The 17,787-nt window shown below is 43.2% G+C and carries 14 protein-coding genes; 11 read left to right on the forward strand and 3 right to left on the reverse strand.

Annotated features, from left to right (window positions below; all coding sequences use genetic code 11):
* Positions 1 to 43 precede the first annotated feature (43 nt).
* The 11 genes from EXE29_RS03065 to EXE29_RS03115 all read left to right on the forward strand — a co-directional run bounded on the left by EXE29_RS03065 (position 44) and on the right by EXE29_RS03115 (position 13,091).
* On the forward strand, positions 44 to 1,321 hold the full coding sequence (locus tag EXE29_RS03065) for an O-acetylhomoserine aminocarboxypropyltransferase/cysteine synthase family protein (protein ID WP_120363889.1): 1,278 nt from the start codon (positions 44 to 46) through the stop codon (positions 1,319 to 1,321).
* 351 nt (positions 1,322 to 1,672) lie between these two features.
* A complete protein-coding gene (locus EXE29_RS03070) occupies positions 1,673 to 2,560 on the forward strand; it encodes an SDR family NAD(P)-dependent oxidoreductase (RefSeq protein ID WP_106983910.1) in 888 nt (295 codons plus the stop codon).
* A gap of 228 nt (positions 2,561 to 2,788) precedes the next feature.
* The gene (gene hisIE, locus EXE29_RS03075; RefSeq protein ID WP_120363888.1) at positions 2,789 to 3,571 is read left to right on the forward strand and encodes a bifunctional phosphoribosyl-AMP cyclohydrolase/phosphoribosyl-ATP diphosphatase HisIE; all 783 of its coding nucleotides are present in this window, start codon (positions 2,789 to 2,791) and stop codon (positions 3,569 to 3,571) included.
* 18 nt (positions 3,572 to 3,589) lie between these two features.
* Positions 3,590 to 5,092 carry a UvrD-helicase domain-containing protein gene (locus EXE29_RS03080; RefSeq protein WP_117006914.1) on the forward strand — a complete coding sequence of 501 codons (1,503 nt, stop codon included), beginning with the start codon at positions 3,590 to 3,592 and terminating at the stop codon, positions 5,090 to 5,092.
* Between the two features lie 44 nt (positions 5,093 to 5,136).
* On the forward strand, positions 5,137 to 6,531 hold the full coding sequence (locus EXE29_RS03085) for a P-loop NTPase family protein (RefSeq protein ID WP_106983907.1): 1,395 nt from the start codon (positions 5,137 to 5,139) through the stop codon (positions 6,529 to 6,531).
* Positions 6,532 to 6,871: 340 nt separating this feature from the next.
* Positions 6,872 to 9,709, forward strand: coding sequence for a monovalent cation/H+ antiporter subunit A (locus EXE29_RS03090; RefSeq protein ID WP_120363887.1), 2,838 nt, complete (start codon positions 6,872 to 6,874; stop codon positions 9,707 to 9,709).
* Between the two features lie 4 nt (positions 9,710 to 9,713).
* Positions 9,714 to 10,079 carry a Na+/H+ antiporter subunit C gene (locus EXE29_RS03095; protein WP_106983905.1) on the forward strand — a complete coding sequence of 122 codons (366 nt, stop codon included), beginning with the start codon at positions 9,714 to 9,716 and terminating at the stop codon, positions 10,077 to 10,079.
* Positions 10,079 to 11,887, forward strand: a complete 1,809-nt coding sequence (locus tag EXE29_RS03100) for a monovalent cation/H+ antiporter subunit D (protein WP_120363886.1) — start codon at positions 10,079 to 10,081, stop codon at positions 11,885 to 11,887. Before EXE29_RS03095 ends, EXE29_RS03100 begins: the two co-directional genes overlap by 1 nt.
* A 2-nt stretch (positions 11,888 to 11,889) precedes the next feature.
* Positions 11,890 to 12,411 (forward strand): Na+/H+ antiporter subunit E, encoded by a 522-nt coding sequence (locus tag EXE29_RS03105; protein WP_120363885.1) that lies wholly within the window; start codon positions 11,890 to 11,892, stop codon positions 12,409 to 12,411.
* Positions 12,408 to 12,683 carry a monovalent cation/H+ antiporter subunit F gene (locus EXE29_RS03110; protein WP_120363884.1) on the forward strand — a complete coding sequence of 92 codons (276 nt, stop codon included), beginning with the start codon at positions 12,408 to 12,410 and terminating at the stop codon, positions 12,681 to 12,683. The genes EXE29_RS03105 and EXE29_RS03110 overlap by 4 nt, the downstream gene beginning before the upstream one ends.
* Positions 12,684 to 12,695: 12 nt before the next feature.
* A complete protein-coding gene (locus EXE29_RS03115) occupies positions 12,696 to 13,091 on the forward strand; it encodes a Na+/H+ antiporter subunit G (protein WP_120363883.1) in 396 nt (131 codons plus the stop codon).
* Positions 13,092 to 13,191: 100 nt separating this feature from the next.
* On the opposite strand, the gene EXE29_RS03120 is transcribed toward EXE29_RS03115, so the two are convergent.
* From EXE29_RS03120 to nusA, 3 genes are read right to left on the reverse strand one after another with little or no spacing between them, the layout of a single operon-like run.
* On the reverse strand, positions 13,192 to 13,599 hold the full coding sequence (locus tag EXE29_RS03120) for a ribosome-binding factor A (RefSeq protein WP_106983900.1): 408 nt from the start codon (positions 13,597 to 13,599) through the stop codon (positions 13,192 to 13,194).
* Positions 13,599 to 16,292 carry a translation initiation factor IF-2 gene (infB, locus tag EXE29_RS03125; protein ID WP_106983899.1) on the reverse strand — a complete coding sequence of 898 codons (2,694 nt, stop codon included), beginning with the start codon at positions 16,290 to 16,292 and terminating at the stop codon, positions 13,599 to 13,601. The genes EXE29_RS03120 and infB overlap by 1 nt, the downstream gene beginning before the upstream one ends.
* Positions 16,293 to 16,302: 10 nt before the next feature.
* The gene (nusA, locus tag EXE29_RS03130) at positions 16,303 to 17,787 is read right to left on the reverse strand and encodes a transcription termination factor NusA (protein WP_106983898.1); all 1,485 of its coding nucleotides are present in this window, start codon (positions 17,785 to 17,787) and stop codon (positions 16,303 to 16,305) included.

A 17,787-nucleotide genomic window follows, 5' to 3' on the forward strand; every position in this document is an offset into this window, starting at 1 on the left:
GTGATAGACTGTTTAAAAACTAGCTCTCTTAGATGAAGTAATCATGACTTATAAAGACGAAACTTTAGCAATTCACGCGGGGTATACACCGGAGCCAACCACCAAAGCAGTTGCGGTGCCGATTTATCAAACCACCTCTTATTCATTTGACAACACGCAACATGGTGCTGATTTATTTGATTTAAAAGTTCAAGGTAATATTTATACCCGTATTATGAACCCAACCACTGCGGTACTGGAGCAACGTGTAGCTGCGCTTGAAGGCGGTATTGGCGCTTTGGCCTTAGCCTCTGGTATGGCTGCGATTACCTACGCGATTCAAACCATTGCTGAAGCGGGTGATAATATCGCCTCAGTTTCAACCCTATATGGTGGAACTTATAATCTCTTTGCACATACTCTACCGAAACAAGGGATTGAAGTGCGCTTTTTTGATTACCAAGACCCAGAAGCACTGCGTGGTTTAATTGATGAAAAAACCAAACTGGTTTTTGTTGAATCAATTGGGAATCCACTGGGTAATATTATTGACCTTGAGGCGATTTCTAAAATTGCACATGAATACGGCGTCCCAGTGATTGTCGACAACACCGTTGCTACACCTGTCTTACAAAAATCATTTGAATTTGGTGCCGACATCGTGGTGCACTCACTCACCAAATATATTGGTGGTCACGGCAACTCGATCGGTGGCATCATCGTCGACAGCGGCAAATTCCCTTGGGGCAAATATCCCGAACGCTTTAAATCACTGAATACCCCTGATCCAAGCTACCACGGGGTGAATTATGTAGAAGCACTGGGCGAAGCAGCTTATATTGCCCGCGCTCGCGTAGTACCGCTACGCAATACTGGTGCAGCCATTAGCCCACAAAATGTATTTTTAATTTTGCAAGGCCTCGAAACTTTAAGTCTACGTATGGAACGCCATACTGAAAATGCGCAAAAGGTGGCGGAATATTTACAAGCTCATCCTAAAGTAAAATGGGTCAACTATGCAGGATTAAAAGATCACCCTCAGCATGCATTAGCACAAAAATATGTGAAAGGTAAACCTTCCGCGATTTTATCCTTTGGCGTACAAGATGGTCTTGAAGGTGGCACACGCTTCATCGATGCATTACAACTGTTTACTCGCCTCGTAAATATTGGCGATGCCAAAAGTTTAGCTTGCCATCCCGCAACCACCACGCATCGTCAGCTCAATGAGTCAGAGTTAAAAGCAGCTGGTGTGAGTATCGACATGGTGCGCTTGTCCGTGGGTATCGAGCATGCTGATGATTTGATTGCTGATTTAGAACAAGCGCTGGCACAAGTTTAATTTTATTTTCTTTGCCAAGTAGGTTACAGCCCTAAAAATCAATTCAAAACCCTCTTATGCACCCCTATAAGAGGGTTTTTTTATGCTTTCCACACTATTCTGTGATCTTTCTCATTTTATCCCTTGTCTTCGCACTTAAATATTGTTAAAAGTAAATCACAACAATGAGTAATTTTAGAGCAATTACTCTAATAATATTTTTAAATTTCAATAGCTTAAATCCTATCTTTTCTTTTTAAATACGTTATCATTGCAAGCATATTTTCGCTGCCACTGTCTCTAACCAAGCACAGCCAGCCACGTAATAAAAAAAACGCACAGTCTCACATTTATTCAATCAGGGTATTAAACGTGAACCAAAGATTAGAAAAACGCTTTCAAGACAAAGTGAACGGTAAAATTGTTTTGATTACCGGCGCTTCCAGCGGTATTGGCCTTACAGCAGCACATCGCCTCGCCGATGCAGGTGCACATGTGCTCTTGGTTGCGCGCACCCAAGAAACCCTAGAAGAAGTCAAAGCTGAAATTGAAGCCAAAGGTGGTAAAGCTTCAGTTTTTCCATGTGATTTAAACAACATGGATTCTATTGATGAGGTGTCAAAGCAAATCCTCGCCTCTGTCGATCATATTGATATTCTGATTAATAATGCAGGACGTTCAATCCGTCGTGCCGTGCACGAATCCACTGATCGTTTCCATGACTTTGAACGTACCATGCAGCTGAATTACTTTGGTGCAATTCGTTTGGTGATGAACATTTTACCGCAAATGATGATTCGCCGTGATGGTCACATTATTAACATCAGTTCAATTGGCGTGTTAGCAAATGCGACCCGTTTCTCGGCTTATGTAGCATCTAAAGCCGCGCTCGATGCATTCAGTCGTTGCTTATCTGCAGAAGTGCATTCACATAAAATTGCAATCACATCGATTTATATGCCTTTAGTGCGTACGCCAATGATTGCGCCAACCAAAATTTACAAATATGTGCCAACGCTCTCTCCTGAACAAGCAGCTGACCTCATTGCCTATGCCATTGTGAAGCGCCCGAAAAAAGTGGCGACAAATCTTGGCCGTTTAGCCTCGATTACCTATTCGATTGCGCCAGACATTAACAACAAATTGATGTCGATTGGTTATAACCTTTTCCCAAGTTCAAGCGCTTCGGTGGGTCAACAACAGAAACTCAACTGGGTGCAAAAAGCATACGCGCGCTTATTCCCAGGCGAGCACTGGTAAGTTTCGCTAGTCTGTAGGTCTACATGACTAAGCCTATTTAAGTGAAGCCCAATTTCGATTGGGCTTTTTTATGTCTATGAATATTTTGGCAATATTCGACACTTTAAAAATTGCTTAAGTTTTAGTTACTCTCTTACGCCATGATGCCGTACACTATGGTTCGCGATTTTTAAATCGTGACTCGATTGAGTAACTTTATTTATTTGAACAAATTTAGGTGTAATCCACATGAACAATCTGCAATGGCTCGATGAAGTAAAATTTAACGAACAAGGCTTAGTGCCTGCTATTGCTCAGCATCATCAAACTGGACGTATTTTGATGGTGGCGTGGATGAACCGCGAAGCACTGGCTTTAACAGCTGAAAAAAATCAAGCGGTGTACTTCTCTCGCTCACGTAGCAAACTGTGGCACAAAGGCGAAGAGTCTGGTCATTTTCAAACGGTACACGAAATCCGTTTAGACTGTGATGCTGACGTGATTGTGCTTCAAATTGAACAACACGGTGGTATTGCCTGCCATACAGGCCGTGAATCTTGCTTTTACCGTAAACTGACAGCAACGGGCTGGGAAATTGTTGATGCGCAGCTTAAAGATCCATCTGCAATTTATGGTGAAAAGTCTGCAAATCCACATACCATTGCAATGAATGCCTCAAATGCACAGTCTGAACAAGTGGAAGTGCTCGACTACTTAGGCAAAATGATGGCTGAACGTAAAGTTGCAGACCCAGATTCTTCTTATGTGGCTAAGCTATACCACAAAGGCTTGAATAAAATTTTAGAAAAAATTGGCGAAGAAAGTGTTGAAACCATCATTGCAGCCAAAGATTTTAAAACTGAAGCCAATGAAGATAATAAAAACGACCTAATCTACGAAGTGGCTGATCTGTGGTTCCATACCATTGTGATGTTGGGTTATTTCGATCTAGACCCACAATTGGTTTTAAACGAATTGGCACGTCGCCAAGGCCTATCAGGCTTGGTTGAAAAAGCCAATCGTAGCCACTAAGCAACTAGGCATTGAACAGTGACTAATCCCAAAAAGCCGAGCGCAACCTATGAGCAAGCCACTGCGATAGATAACGCACGGCTGGGGAAATCTTTTAAAGTCATTGCCTATGCTGGCACAGGTAAAACCACAACTTTACAAATGATCAGTGAGGCCATGCCACAAAGACGTGGCATGTACTTGGCCTTTAACAAAGCCATAGCAACTGAAGCACAGCAAAAGTTTCATGGTAATGTCGACTGTCGAACTTTTCACTCCTTGGCCTTTCGTAGCGTTCCACGTGGAGTCACAGACAAGCTTCGCCTGCCTCGTTTAAGCCCAAGTTTCATCGCGAAAGAATATCGTTTAACGCCAATTACGCTACGTCGAATGATGGGTGGGCGTTATGAACAATATGTGCTGATGCCTTCTCGCTTGGCTAGCCTTGTGGCCAATGCCGTCAGCTATTTCTGCTCGACCAGTTCGCAGTACCCTGCACCGCGCCACATTCAAGCGCCTAGCTGGTTACATGCAGATGATATCGATACGCTACAAAAGCACCTTTACCCTGCTGTTGAACGCCGTTGGTTAGAATCAATCGACCCTCACCATCAAGCAGGGATTGGGCATGATATTTATTTAAAATTGTGGGCATTGTCTGAACCTAATATTCCCGCAGACTATGTGCTCTTTGATGAAGCACAAGATGCAGACCCACTGATGCTGGGCATTTTGCTCAAACAGCGCAATACGCAAGTGATTTATGTGGGCGATGCCCATCAGCAAATTTATGCATGGCGTGGCGCAGTCAATGCTATGCAGCAATTACCTTTGCCTGAGTCTCGTCTCACCACTTCATTTCGTTTTGGTGAAGAAATTGCACTCAATGCCAATGCCATTTTAGGTGCATTGCATGAAACCGTGCCCTTACTCGGCAACCCCCTGCTCAATTCCAAAGTAGTCAACAAACCTCATACCAAGCAACGTGATGCTATTTTGTGTCGTACCAATGCACGGGCAATGGAACTTTTATTGGCAGGCTTAGTCCATGGTGACAAAGTCAGTTTACAAGCCGACCATGCCAAGCTTAATCGTTTTGTCGATGCAGCAGCCATGTTAAAACAAGGTAAGCGTGTCGTGGATGTACCTGAATTGGCATGGTTTAACTCTTGGCACGATGTACACGAGTACTGTGAAACCAATGACGGTAGCGACATTAAGCCCTTAGTCAAACTGGTGGATGATCATGGTACAGATCCTTTAAAGCGCGCCTTGGCCAAAATCACCCCTATTGAGCAAGCCGACTATATTATTTCGACCGCCCATAAAGCCAAAGGCTTAGAGTGGGATCGGGTTCATATAGAAGACGACTACCAATTTCGACTTAATGAGAAAGACTATAAAATTAGTGATGAAGAGTTAAGATTACTTTACGTGGCTTGTACACGTGCTAAAGTAAGCTTAAACATCCATCATATTTATGATTTGGTGCAGATATTAAAACGAGAAATGCCGAAATCACTGCGCCAAGCTGTGAGCTAAGACCTGTCGCCCGATAACCTGCTCCAGCCAGAAACAGGTGTCTTATGAAAATACAATCAATTCAACTTAAGCACGCTTTACACTTTACCGACCTAAAAGCCGAATTTAATTACCACGACCTGCCTATTAGCTTAATTTTAGGCGAGCAAAGTAGTGGTAAAACCTCTCTTTTACGTCTGAGCTATCAAGCACTCACATGGTTTGCGGCCCGCTATAAAGACCTGCGCACAGCAGGCGTCGTGATGCTTGATCAAGATATTATGCTCACGCGATTGCAGTCTAAAATTGATATTCAAATTCGCTTTCCAGAAGATATTGGGCATTTTCCAGAAAGCCCAGATACAAGCAGTGAAGATCCTCAGCTGTGTCGTTGGCAACTATACAAAACTATCAATAGCCAAGGTATTGGCATTAGTAAGGTAGATACCCAACAACTTGAAGATTTGGTGCTGATCTATCAACGTGCCATGCGTGATGACCCACTTTTGGGCATGCCTTTAATTGCTTATTACCCCGCAGAGCGCTTTGTCAATGATGTGAATTTGCTAAATAAAAATAATCCAGCAATTTTTCAGGCCGCCTATGCTTACGAAGTTTCGGCTATTCCATTTACAACGTTTAGCCGTTTCTTTGAATGGTTCCGTGAAGTAAGTGATATTGAAAATGCTCAAAGTGCGCAATTGGTCCAACAGATTTTAGCCAAAAGCCAAACTGCAACTGAGTCAGATAAATCACAACACTTTATAGAACAACGACTACTTCAAGCGCATAGTGAAATGCACGCGCCTGCTCTGGCGGCTTTAAGACATGCCATTCGTATCGTATTACCTGAAATCAGCAATGTTTGGTTGCAATATCACCCAAAGCTACAGTTTATGGTGAATTATGACGGCCAAATCATGATGTTTCAGCAACTCTCCAACAGCATCCGCAATCTTGTTGCACTGATTGGCGATATCGTTCGACGCTTATGTCTATTAAACCCTGCCAGCCTCTATCCTTGCGATGAGGGTGATGGTGTATTGATGATTGATGCCATTGATTATCAATTGGATGGCAATATGGCAGCTGTAATTTTAGAGCGTTTACATCAAGCCTTTCCGCGCTTACAAATTCTCGCTACAGGCGAACGCCCTGAACTTTTAGAGCGCGCATCACGTTTTCAATGTTTAAAATTGGAAAATAAACAGCTATACAGTCTTCATCCTGAAGCATGGCAACAGCAATTTGAACATATTTATGCAAGTCTACATTTAGAAGATCACCCTAAAACAGAGGATGCTACTCCTCTGCCTATCGAAATCTTACAACCCGACGTTAACCCGATCCAAAGTCTAGTGAATCAAATTAGCGAACAACTGAATGAACAACAGCGTTTAGAACTTATACAACGCTTACAATTTGAAGATGACAATTCCAATCAACAACATTTGCTCTAAATCCAAAGCCATCAAGCCACTTTGAGTTTAACATTTACAATACGGCCAAAATGCCTTGCGGACTGTACAATACACCACCCCATGCACTGAAGCATGCGGTATATAATGACCTTCTCTTGCATAAAAAGATTGAAGTTGTGCATTGCCTGTAATATGATCGGTTTTACTTGCAAATTTCATATTAAAATCGGAATTTGCTATCGCTTATTTGCTGCGCAATACAGCACTTTATATTTTTAAACACATAAATGCTTTCAAGATTAAGTTTTGGACTACTCTTTGCGGTCCTTCAGTCCTTGAAAGATTGAGATTCACTCTAGGCTTAGGCCTAATCACGACAATGGATACGAGTGTGCTGCCGATTATTATCTTATTACCTTTAGTTTTAGGCACAATCCTTATCCCATGGCTGAAACAATTCTCACGAGGAGCGACAGCCTTTGGGGCAATTGCTGTCAGTTTAAGTAGCCTCACGCTACTACTGACACAAGCCAAAGCTGTTTTTAATGGTCAAGTGATTTTAGAAACTTGGCATTGGCTTCCGCAATTGGGGCTGAACCTGAGTTTTCGTTTAGATGCATTAGGATTGTTGTTTTCTTTGCTCATTACTGGCATTGGAACACTCATCTTTATCTATGCCTATTATTATCTCAGCCCAAAAAATTCACTCAGCAAACTCTATACGCTCCTTATGTTGTTTATGGCGGCCATGCTGGGGATTTCATTATCCAATAACTTAATGTTGCTGTTAGTGTTTTGGGAACTGACCAGTATTTCTTCTTTCTTATTGGTTGGTTATTGGAGTAACTACGAGGCTGCACAACGTGGCTCACGCATGGCACTCACCATTACCGGAATGGGTGGGCTGTGTATGCTGGGTGGATTTATCCTGCTCGGACAAATCACTGACACCTATGAAATAGATCAAATTTTAACGATGGGTGGCTTAATCCAAAGTCATGCGCTCTTTGTTCCAATGCTCCTACTTATCCTCATGGGTGCATTTACCAAAAGTGCGCAGTTCCCTTTTCATTTTTGGCTACCCAATGCAATGGCGGCACCAACGCCAGTCTCTGCATACTTACACTCCGCAACCATGGTCAAGGCAGGTATTTTCTTACTTGCCCGTTTACTGCCAATTTTTGCAGGAGCTGCGCTTTACCATAATCTCGTGACCTTTATCGGGTTGTTTACCCTTTGCATGGCTGCATTCTTCGCCATTTTTAAAGAAGATTTAAAAGGCCTACTGGCTTATTCAACCATTAGTCATTTGGGTCTTATTGTGTGCTTGCTTGGTATCGGTTCACCTTTGGCGGTGGCCGCAGCCATTTTCCATATCATTAACCATGCGACCTTTAAGGCAGCGCTGTTTATGATTGCTGGGATTATTGACCACGAGTCAGGCACTCGTGATTTACGCAAATTAAGTGGTCTATGGCAATTACTGCCGTTCACCGCAACCCTTACCATGATTACTGCAGCCTCTATGGCAGGCGTACCATTGACCAACGGTTTCTTATCCAAAGAAATGTTCTTTACGGAACTGTTGGCAAATTTAACGGGTCCAATCATGTTTGGTTCTGCGGTGGTTGCGACTTTTGCTGGCATTTTTGCCGTGGCTTACTCTATTCGTTTGGTTCACGGCGTATTTTTTGATGGCCCAATCGGCAAGCAAGTGCCTAATAAAGATGCTCACGAGCCTGCTTTTGGGATGCGTGCACCAGCAACATTGTTGGCCATTTTATGTATTCTAGTGGGCTTATTCCCTGCCCTCTTGGTCGAAAATATTGTTAATCGTACCGCACAGGCCAGTACACAAAATTTTGCCTTTGAAGGTACACATCTGGCTATTTGGCACGGTTTTAATTTGCCATTACTGATGAGTGCCATTGCTTTGGTCGGCGGGATTATTTTCTATTTTGCCTTGGCCAAAGATGGGCGTATTCGAGAAATTGACCTTGATCCTATCTTAGGCAAATTCCAAGGTAAAGTTCTGTTTGAGCTGTTCTTAAAACATTTATTATTAAATTCACGCAAATTTAAACGCGCCACTGAAACAGGTTCACTCCAACGCTACCTCATGTGGATTGTGGTGTTTAGTATTTTTGTGATGGCATTACCGCTCTTTTCTCAAGGCTTAATGACAGGTACGCGTGAGCTAACCAGTGCTCCATTGATTGCGATTGTGCTTTGGTTATTGTTGTTCTCTGCATGTTGGATGATGTTGTGGTTTCACCACGAACGCATTAAAGCTGTATTGATTAGTGGTGCAGTTGGTCTTGTGGTGACCATGGTCTTTGTTTGCTTCTCTGCACCTGACCTTGCACTCACCCAAATCACTGTTGATGTGGTCACTACGGTATTGCTCCTCATGAGTTTATCGCTTTTACCACAGCTTACACCTTATGAGTCGAGTGTTTCTCGTCGTTGGCGTGATGCCCTGATTGCAATTGCAGGTGGTGCAGGTATTGCATGGATCAGCTGGCTCATTTTGACCCGCGATCATAATTCAATTTCATGGTTCTTCATGCAACAATCGATTCCACTAGGTGGTGGTACCAACGTCGTGAATGTCATTTTGGTCGACTTCCGTGGATTCGATACCTTCGGTGAAATTACGGTATTAGGCATTGCTGCCATTGGCACGCTGTGCTTGATGGACGGTATGCGTACCCACGGTACTAGCATTACACAAGGCCTGACCTATCGTTTCAATCCATCACCCCTGATGTTCCGTATTACAGCCTCTTGGATTTTACCTTTAGCACTTGTAATTAGCCTGTACATTTTCTTACGTGGCCACAATCTACCAGGCGGTGGCTTTATTGCAGGTTTAATTACTTCTTTAGCTTTTGTAATTCAGTACATTGCACTGGGTCAAGACCATGCCGAGAAATTGCTCAGAGCAAAATCAGGACGTTTATACGAAGTTTGGATTGGCATTGGTTTAGTGATTGCAGGCCTAACAGGGATCGGTGCATGGTTCTTTGGTCGCCCCTTCCTGACCAGTGCACATTTTTATGTGTCGCCACCACTCATTGGTGAAATGCATTTAGCAACGGCTGCCTTATTTGATGTCGGTGTTTATATCACCGTCGTCGGTGCCACAATGTTGATGATTTCCGTCTTGGGCGATTCGCGTCACTCAAGTATGTCTGGCCCAGTACCAAAAGGATAAGCACATGATCAGTTTAGAACTTCTAATGGCTTCTGCGATTGGCTTACTGACCGCAACAGGCATTTACTTAATTCTCCGTGCACGTACTTTCCCTGTGGTTCTTGGTCTGGCCATGATTGGTTATGCCGTGAATTTATTTTTATTTGCCATGGGCCGTATTCAAATCAATGCTCCAGCGGTATTGACTGAAACCACCAAAGCAACTGACCCACTTCCACAGGCTTTAGTACTCACTGCCATTGTTATCGGCTTTGCCACTACGGCATTTATTGTGCAATTGGCGCTGCGTAGCCGTTATGAAACAGGAACAGACCACGTTGACTCTAAAGAAGAAATACCACCAATCGATTCGCGTGAGGATGAGCCATAATGACTAGTTTTATGCACTTCTTTACGCAACACACACCGATTTTTAGTATTTTAATTCCTGCGTTTACAGCGTTCTTGTTGGTCTTGCTCGGCAACCCGGGTTCTGGTTCATTAGCACAAGACCGCCGTCAACCATGGCGCCGTGGTCTCAGCTTACTCTCACTCATTCTAGGTGCTTTAACTTCAGTTTATTATTTAATCCTTGCCAGTACAGGTGAGGTACATATTTATAATCTGAGCGAATGGGCAGCGCCGTTTGGCATTGTTTTGGTACTCGATCAACTGTCTGCATTTATGCTGGTTTTAACCTATGCACTGGCCCTCCCAGTGATTTGGTTTGCCAGTAAAGAATGGGATGAACGTGGACGCTACTTCCATGCAATGTGCCATTTTTTATTGATGGGCTTATGTGGTGCATTTCTTACAGGCGACTTATTTAACTTATTCGTCTTTTTTGAAATCCTACTCATGGCATCTTATGTCTTGCTCCTACATGGTCAAGGCAAAGCACGCTTCCAGTTGGGTATTCACTACGTCACCATTAATTTATTGGCTTCTGCACTGTTCTTAATTGGTTTAGGCTTAATTTATGGCAGTGTCGGCAGTCTAAATATGGCCGATGTCGCACGTTTAATGCCTTTATTAGAAAATGATCAGCATCGTCTGGCTGTTGCTGGTGGATTACTTCTCTTTGTAGTATTTGGCATTAAAGCAGCCATGTTACCAGTGGGCTTTTGGCTACCAAAAACCTATGCCGTAGCAACTACACCCGTTGCGGCATTATTTACCATTATGACCAAAGTCGGCATTTATGCGATTTTACGTATTAATGGAACGGTATTTGATGATGCTGTGAGCCACAGCATTCTACAAGCCTTATTACTTGTGATTGGTTTAGTCACCTCTGTTTATGGCGTGATTGGCGCAATTGGTGCAGAACGTCTGCGCCGCTTTGTTGGCTTTATGATTTTATCGTCTATCGGTACGATCTTAATTGCCCTATCACTCATGAATACACAAGCTTGGGCCGCTGCACTGTATTATCTAGTTCACAGTACTATCATTGGTGCAGCCTTTTATTTGCTCTGTGGCTGGATTACCTCTCAGCGTGGCGAATTTAAAGATCATTTTAAAATTGCGCCACAGATGAAACAGCACAAAGTGGTTGCACTCACCTACTTTATTATTGCGCTGATGATGGCGGGGTTGCCACCTTTTAGTGGCTTCTTAGGTAAAGTCTTTATCTTACAAGCGACTGCAAACTCTCCATATCAATTGCTGATTATATTGGTGGTGCTTTTGGTCAGCTTACTCAGTATTTTGGCCATGACACGTGTTGGTTTTATTCTTTTTTGGCGTGCGACCCAACCAGAAGACAATCCTGCTGAAAAAGCCTATACCAATTATCAAGTCTTGCCCGCAATTGCACCTAAGCGCAACGATAAAACCATTTATGTCCTTCTGGCTGGCTTAATCGCCTATATGGCATTTGCCGCACCCATCTATCAATATACGCATAGCACAGCGGTACAGATTCAAAATAATGCCCTGTATGAAGGCCTATTATTGAAAAAAGATGAAACAGGTGAAGTGATTAGCGTACAACCGTTTGATCCAGAAAATCTTCCAGAGACCAAGTATGGCGGTGAAGTTGTTGACCCGAATGCACATCTAATTCCATATTTAATTCCTGAGCAAACCTTAAAAGGTGGGCATATTTCAGAATTTAAACAGCGTCAAATTCAGAGACAACATCAAGCAGATGAACAACCAGAGAATGACCAACTCAAACCGATGGAGGCACCTTGAATATGAAAAACACCTCGTTTCTAGAACGCTGTTTTCCACATCCGTTCGTCTCCATCATCACGGGCTTAAGTTGGTTGATGTTGGCGCACAGTATTGATCCTGCATCACTACTCATGGCAGTCATCCTCGCCATTGGTATTCCTTACTTAGTCAAACCCTTTATTGCTCGTACACCCAATATTAATTGGGTAAAGGCAATTCAATTAGGCCTTGTGGTGCTATGGGATATTATTGTCAGTAATATCCACGTAGCTAAATTGGTGCTTGGGCCGACTGATAAATTGCACCCAAAATGGTTTCGTGTGCCTTTAGAAACACAGCATGAGGAAGTTAACACCTTATTAGCGATGATCATTACCACCACACCAGGCACAGTCTCTGCAGGGATCGATCAAGACCGTGGTGATATTTTGGTTCATGCACTTAGCACAGATGACACTGAATCAGAAATTCACACCATCAAAATGCGTTATGAACAACCACTGATGCAAATTTTTGGGGTTCAGTCAGGAGAGCATGCATGATGATCTTGCCTTATGCACTTGGAATCTGCCTCATTGCAGTGACCATTTCTATGCTCTTATGTCTCATCCGTTTAGTGATGGGACCATCAATCGTCGATCGCCTTTTGGCACTCGATACTTTATTTTTAAACGCGACTTGCCTGATTGTGATCTTGGGCATTTATTGGATGAGTACGTCTTTATTTGAAGGTGCTTTATTGGTTGCAATGCTAGGCTTTGTTTCTACAGCAGCGCTTGCACGCTACTTTACCACTGGCCATGTGATCGATTAAGGAGCAACCATCATGCAATTGTTAATGGAAATCTTGGTTTCGTTCTTTCTCATTTGTGGCGCTTTCTTTATGTTGGTGGGTGGCATTGGCATGGTCCGCCTCCCCGACTTATTTATGCGTCTACATGCACCGACCAAATCAAGTACATTAGGTCTCGGTAGCTTCTTGATTGCAGCCATGATTTATTCTGCATTTCAAGGCCGGTTTGGCTTTCCTGAACTTCTACTCACACTCTTTGCCTTCATCACTGCGCCAGTTTCTGCCAATTTAATGGCACAAGCAGCTTTACACCTGCGTTTACGCTCAAAAGGTGGCGAAGTGCCTGAAGCTTTAGACCGACCGCTGCCTTGGCAACGTACGCGCCGTCGTGCATTTCATCAAAAAACATCTCAGGATGAAGTGAAATAGCTTCGTTTTCTAATTTACTGGCGATTGTGATTTAATAATAATTGCTGACATAAAAAAGCCACCCGAAGGTGGCTTTTTTTATGTGATCTCAAATGAGATCTTATTCATCATCTTTTTGTGTTGCATCTGTAGGAGGTAAATCCTTCACAGCTTCAGCAATCAAACCAAACATATAGTTACCATACGCATTGGTTTTATCGTAGTGAAAACGCAAGCGCGGTGTAATACGCGTCTTAATGCGGTGACCCAACTCATGGCGTAAGAAACCTGATGCTTTATTTAAAACATCTAAAGTCTCTTTATTCGCCTCTTCGTTTTGGTCATCACCAAGTTCACGACCCATTACGGTCACATAAACTTCTGCATAGCCTAGATCAGGACTGACCTTCACCGCAGAGATGGTCACTAGACCACCTAAGCGAGGATCTTTCAGCTCTTGACGAATCAGTTCAGACAACTCGCGTTGTACTGTATCCGCCATTCGCTTCAGACGTTGACTGCCTGCCATTACAGACTCCGTTTAACCAATTGAACATCATAAACCTCAATCTTATCTTGAGCTTTGATGTCTTTATAGCCTTTAACTGCAAGACCACATTCCATACCGGCACGAACTTCTTCAACCACATCTTTATAACGACGTAGAGATTCAAGTTCACCTTGGAAGACAACCACATCATCACGTAATACGCGAATTGGTTTATTACGATGTAGCATACCTTCAAGTACCATACAGCCTGCAGCTGCACCAAATTTACTTGAGTGGAACACTTCACGTACTTCAGCAACACCAAGGATTGTTTCACGGTGTTCAGGTGCAAGCTTACCGCTCATTGCATCTTTCACGTCATCAATCAATTGATAAATAACTGAGTAGTAACGAATGTCGATACCATCTGCATCTGCTTTTTGACGTGCAGTATTGTCAGCACGTACGTTAAAGCCAAGAAGTACAGCTTCAGAAGATTCTGCAAGTGTTACGTCAGACTCAGTGATTGCACCAACGCCCGAACCAATAATACGTACTTTCACTTCATCAGTTGCAAGATCAGCAAGTGCTACGTGTAGTGCTTCTAAAGTACCACGTACGTCTGTTTTAAGAACAACGTTAACAATAGGAACATCTTTCTTGCCCATAGACGCCATGATGTTTTCAAGACGCATTGCAGATTGACGTTCAAGACGTTTTTGACGTTCACGATCCATACGCGCATCAGCAACTTCACGTGCTTTTTTCTCGTCGCTTACAACAAGAACTTCGTCACCCGCCATTGGCGCTTCTGGAAGACCCAAGATTTCAACAGGAATCGAAGGACCAGCAGATTTAATACGTTGACCATTTTCATCTGTCATTGCACGTACACGACCGTAAGATGCACCTGCAAGAACAAGATCACCTACTTTCAATGTACCATTTTGTACAAGAATCGACGTTACCGCACCACGGCTGTTATCAACACGTGCTTCAATTACAACACCTTGCGCTGCACCTTCTTCAGATGCTTTCAACTCAAGCATTTCAGCTTGGATTGAAATAAGGTCAAGTAATTCATCAATACCTTGGCCAGAATGTGCTGAAACCATTGCAACCGGTACATCACCGCCCCATTGTTCAGGCACGATTTCTTTGGTTGTCAATTCGTTCAATACGCGATCTGGATCTGCAGATTCTTTATCCATCTTGTTGATTGCAACAATGATTGGAGTACCCGCAGCACGCGCATGGTCAATCGCTTCCGCAGTTTGTGGCATTACACCATCATCTGCCGCTACAACTAGAACCACGATATCTGTCGCTTTCGCACCACGTGAACGCATTGCAGTAAATGCTGCGTGTCCCGGAGTATCTAGGAAAGTGATAATACCTTTGTCAGTTTTAACGTGGTAAGCACCGATATGCTGTGTGATACCGCCCGCTTCGCCTTGTGCAACTTTGGCACGACGAATACGGTCAAGAAGCGATGTTTTACCATGGTCAACGTGACCCATGATCGTAACCACTGGCGCACGCGTAGATTGTGCACCACGTGCTTCTTCAGCTGCTTCAAATAAGTTGTCTTCTGCTTGAGTTTCAGAAACTAGAACCGGGTTATGGCCCATTTCTTCAACAACAAGAGCAGCAATTTCTTGATCAATCGCTTGGTTTTGCGTAACTAACTCACCCATTTTCATCAGTGATTTAATAACTTCGCGCACCTTGATTGCCATTTTTGCAGCTAAGTCAGCAACAACAATCGTAGAACCAATTTCTACATCATAAACTTGTTTTTTAACTGGTTTTTCAAAGCCATGTTTGTTTGCTTGGCTTGATTTTAAACCACGTTTATGTGAGTTATCACGGAAAGACTGCTCTTCACCACGGCGACCGCCTTTTTTAGGTGAACGTGTATTATTCGTGTTTGTACCACGTTTAATTTCACGGTCTTCTTTCGCAAATGAATCTTCATAAGCCTGACCAACAAGGCCAGCTGCTAATGGAGAATCGTCAATTACACGAATCGTTGCTGTCGTATCTTCAGCAGAATATTTCGATGCCATTTGACGCATTTGCTCAAGCGTACGTTGTTGTGCTTCTTCAGCAGATTTACGACGTACTGCTTCTTCAGTTGCTTTTAACTGAGCCGCTTGTTCTTCACGCGCTTTTTTCTGTGCCAATGTTTCAATTGGTTTAGAAATCGGCTTGTTGTTTGACTTGCGTTTTACAACAACCGCCGCTTTAGGCGTTTCTTGTTTCGCGCTTTCTTGCTTCGCTGCCGCACGCATTGCTTCTAAAGCTTGTTTTGCTTTAGATACAGGTTGAGCAGTTGCTTCTTCTTTTGCAGATGCAACTGGAGCAACAGTTTCACGCGCTTTTTGATCTGCTTGAGCTTTAGCCAAAGCTTCCGCTTTAATTTGTTCTGGATCAGGCTTAACAAATGTATGCTTCTTACGAACTTCTACATTAATCGTTTTTGCCTTACCTGATGTACTTGCCACTTTAGCAGTACTGGTAGTTTTACGTTTCAACGTGATTTTTCCTGCATGTCCATCGTCTTGACCATGAACTTTCTTCAAATGGTTAACGAGAACATCTTGTTGTTCGGTGGTAATAATATCATCAGATTTACCTTGCGGTAGACCTGCATCACGAACCTGTTCCAGCAGCGTCTCAACGGGGCGACCCACGCTAAGTGCTAACTCTTTAATCGACTTGTCCGCCATATATTACCTCCTAGTTAAACCATGATTCGCGCGCTTTCATAATTAGTTGACCCGCTTTTTCTGAACCTAAACCTTCGATATCTGAAATATCGTCAGTTGCTTGGTCAGCTAAGTCATCTACAGTTACCACACCGCGAGCAGCAAGCGCATACGCGATCTCTTGTGTCATGCCTTCCATTGCAGCTAGCTCTGGGCTCGGCTCTTGAACATTTTCCTGTTGTTGTAATGCATCTGCCAATGCAACTTCTTTCGCACGGCTTTGCAATAATTCAACAGTTTCAGCATCAAGCTCAATCTCATCAAATGTTTCTGCAGGAACATATGCAATTTCTTCGAGAGATGTGAAGCCCATTTCTACCAGCGCCATTGCTAAATCTTCAGCAATATCTAAACGAGTCACAAACATATCTAGATATTGTTGTGCTTCGTTTTGTTGACGCGCGTAGTATTCTTCTTCCAGCATCATGTCTAGCTTGTAGCCAGTCAATTCAGATGCTAAACGTACGTTTTGACCTTGAGAACCAATAGCACGAGCCAATTGATCACTCGCAGCGAAAATGATATCTGCAGTATGTGCATCTTCATCAATGACAATACTTGATACATCTGCTGGCTCAAGCGCACTTGCAATATACTGCGCTGGATCATCTGACCACACGACAACATCAATACGTTCGCCATTAAGCTCTTGTTGTACCGCTTGGATACGTGTACCACGCATACCAATACAAGCACCTACTGGATCAATACGATGATCGTTTGTTTTCACAGCGATTTTAGCACGAACACCTGGTTGACGCGCTGCTGCTTTAATTTCAATGATTTCTTCAGAAATTTCTGGAATTTCTTTTTTCATTAAAGCAATCAGCATTTCTGGCTTAGAGCGTGACAATAATAATTGAGCACCACGGCCTTCACGGTTCACACTATATAAAATCGCATTTACACGTTGTTTAGGACGCAAAATTTCTTTTGCAATCATTTCTTCACGTGCAAGATATGCTTCAGCATTGTCACCTAAGTCGATGATAAAGCCATCTTTGGTTTGTTTTTTAACTTCACCGTAGATTAACTCACCCACTTTTGATTCATAAGCATCTGCAACCAATGCACGCTCAGCTTCACGAATCTTTTGTACAATCACTTGTTTCGCAATTTGCGCTGCAATACGGCCAAAATCAATCGATTCAACTTCAAGCTCACGAATATCACCAATAGACCATTTTGCTGGATCTACATCTGAAATTGCATCCTGACATGCAGGCATTTCATGATCTTCGTCGGCAACAACTTCCCATTGACGGAAAGTGCTGTAATCGCCAGTTTTACGGTCGATTTCCACACGTAAACGCGCTTCTTCCGAATGTGTGCCTTCATAGAATTTCTTTTTCGTCGCTGCAACCAATGCTTGCTCTAGCGCTTCAAAGATCGCCTCACGAGGTACACCTTTTTCGTTACTAACCGTTTCTACCACGGTAAGAATTTCGCGTGCCAT

The organism is Acinetobacter sp. WCHAc060006 (genome assembly GCF_004209135.1).
Taxonomy (GTDB): Bacteria; Pseudomonadota; Gammaproteobacteria; order Pseudomonadales; family Moraxellaceae; genus Acinetobacter; species Acinetobacter cumulans.

Excerpts from the sequence above, each read along its gene's own strand:
- EXE29_RS03065 (WP_120363889.1), top strand. The coding sequence starts at position 44 with ATGACTTATAAAGACGAAACTTTAGCAATTCACGCGGGGTATACACCG.
- hisIE (WP_120363888.1), top strand. The coding sequence starts at position 2,789 with ATGAACAATCTGCAATGGCTCGATGAAGTAAAATTTAACGAACAAGGC.
- EXE29_RS03085 (WP_106983907.1), top strand. The coding sequence starts at position 5,137 with ATGAAAATACAATCAATTCAACTTAAGCACGCTTTACACTTTACCGAC.
- EXE29_RS03090 (WP_120363887.1), top strand. The coding sequence starts at position 6,872 with ATGGATACGAGTGTGCTGCCGATTATTATCTTATTACCTTTAGTTTTA.
- EXE29_RS03095 (WP_106983905.1), top strand. The coding sequence starts at position 9,714 with ATGATCAGTTTAGAACTTCTAATGGCTTCTGCGATTGGCTTACTGACC.
- EXE29_RS03100 (WP_120363886.1), top strand. The coding sequence starts at position 10,079 with ATGACTAGTTTTATGCACTTCTTTACGCAACACACACCGATTTTTAGT.
- EXE29_RS03105 (WP_120363885.1), top strand. The coding sequence starts at position 11,890 with ATGAAAAACACCTCGTTTCTAGAACGCTGTTTTCCACATCCGTTCGTC.
- EXE29_RS03110 (WP_120363884.1), top strand. The coding sequence starts at position 12,408 with ATGATGATCTTGCCTTATGCACTTGGAATCTGCCTCATTGCAGTGACC.
- EXE29_RS03115 (WP_120363883.1), top strand. The coding sequence starts at position 12,696 with ATGCAATTGTTAATGGAAATCTTGGTTTCGTTCTTTCTCATTTGTGGC.
- EXE29_RS03120 (WP_106983900.1), bottom strand. The coding sequence starts at position 13,599 with ATGGCAGGCAGTCAACGTCTGAAGCGAATGGCGGATACAGTACAACGC.
- infB (WP_106983899.1), bottom strand. The coding sequence starts at position 16,292 with ATGGCGGACAAGTCGATTAAAGAGTTAGCACTTAGCGTGGGTCGCCCC.
- nusA (WP_106983898.1), bottom strand. The coding sequence starts at position 17,787 with ATGGCACGCGAAATTCTTACCGTGGTAGAAACGGTTAGTAACGAAAAA.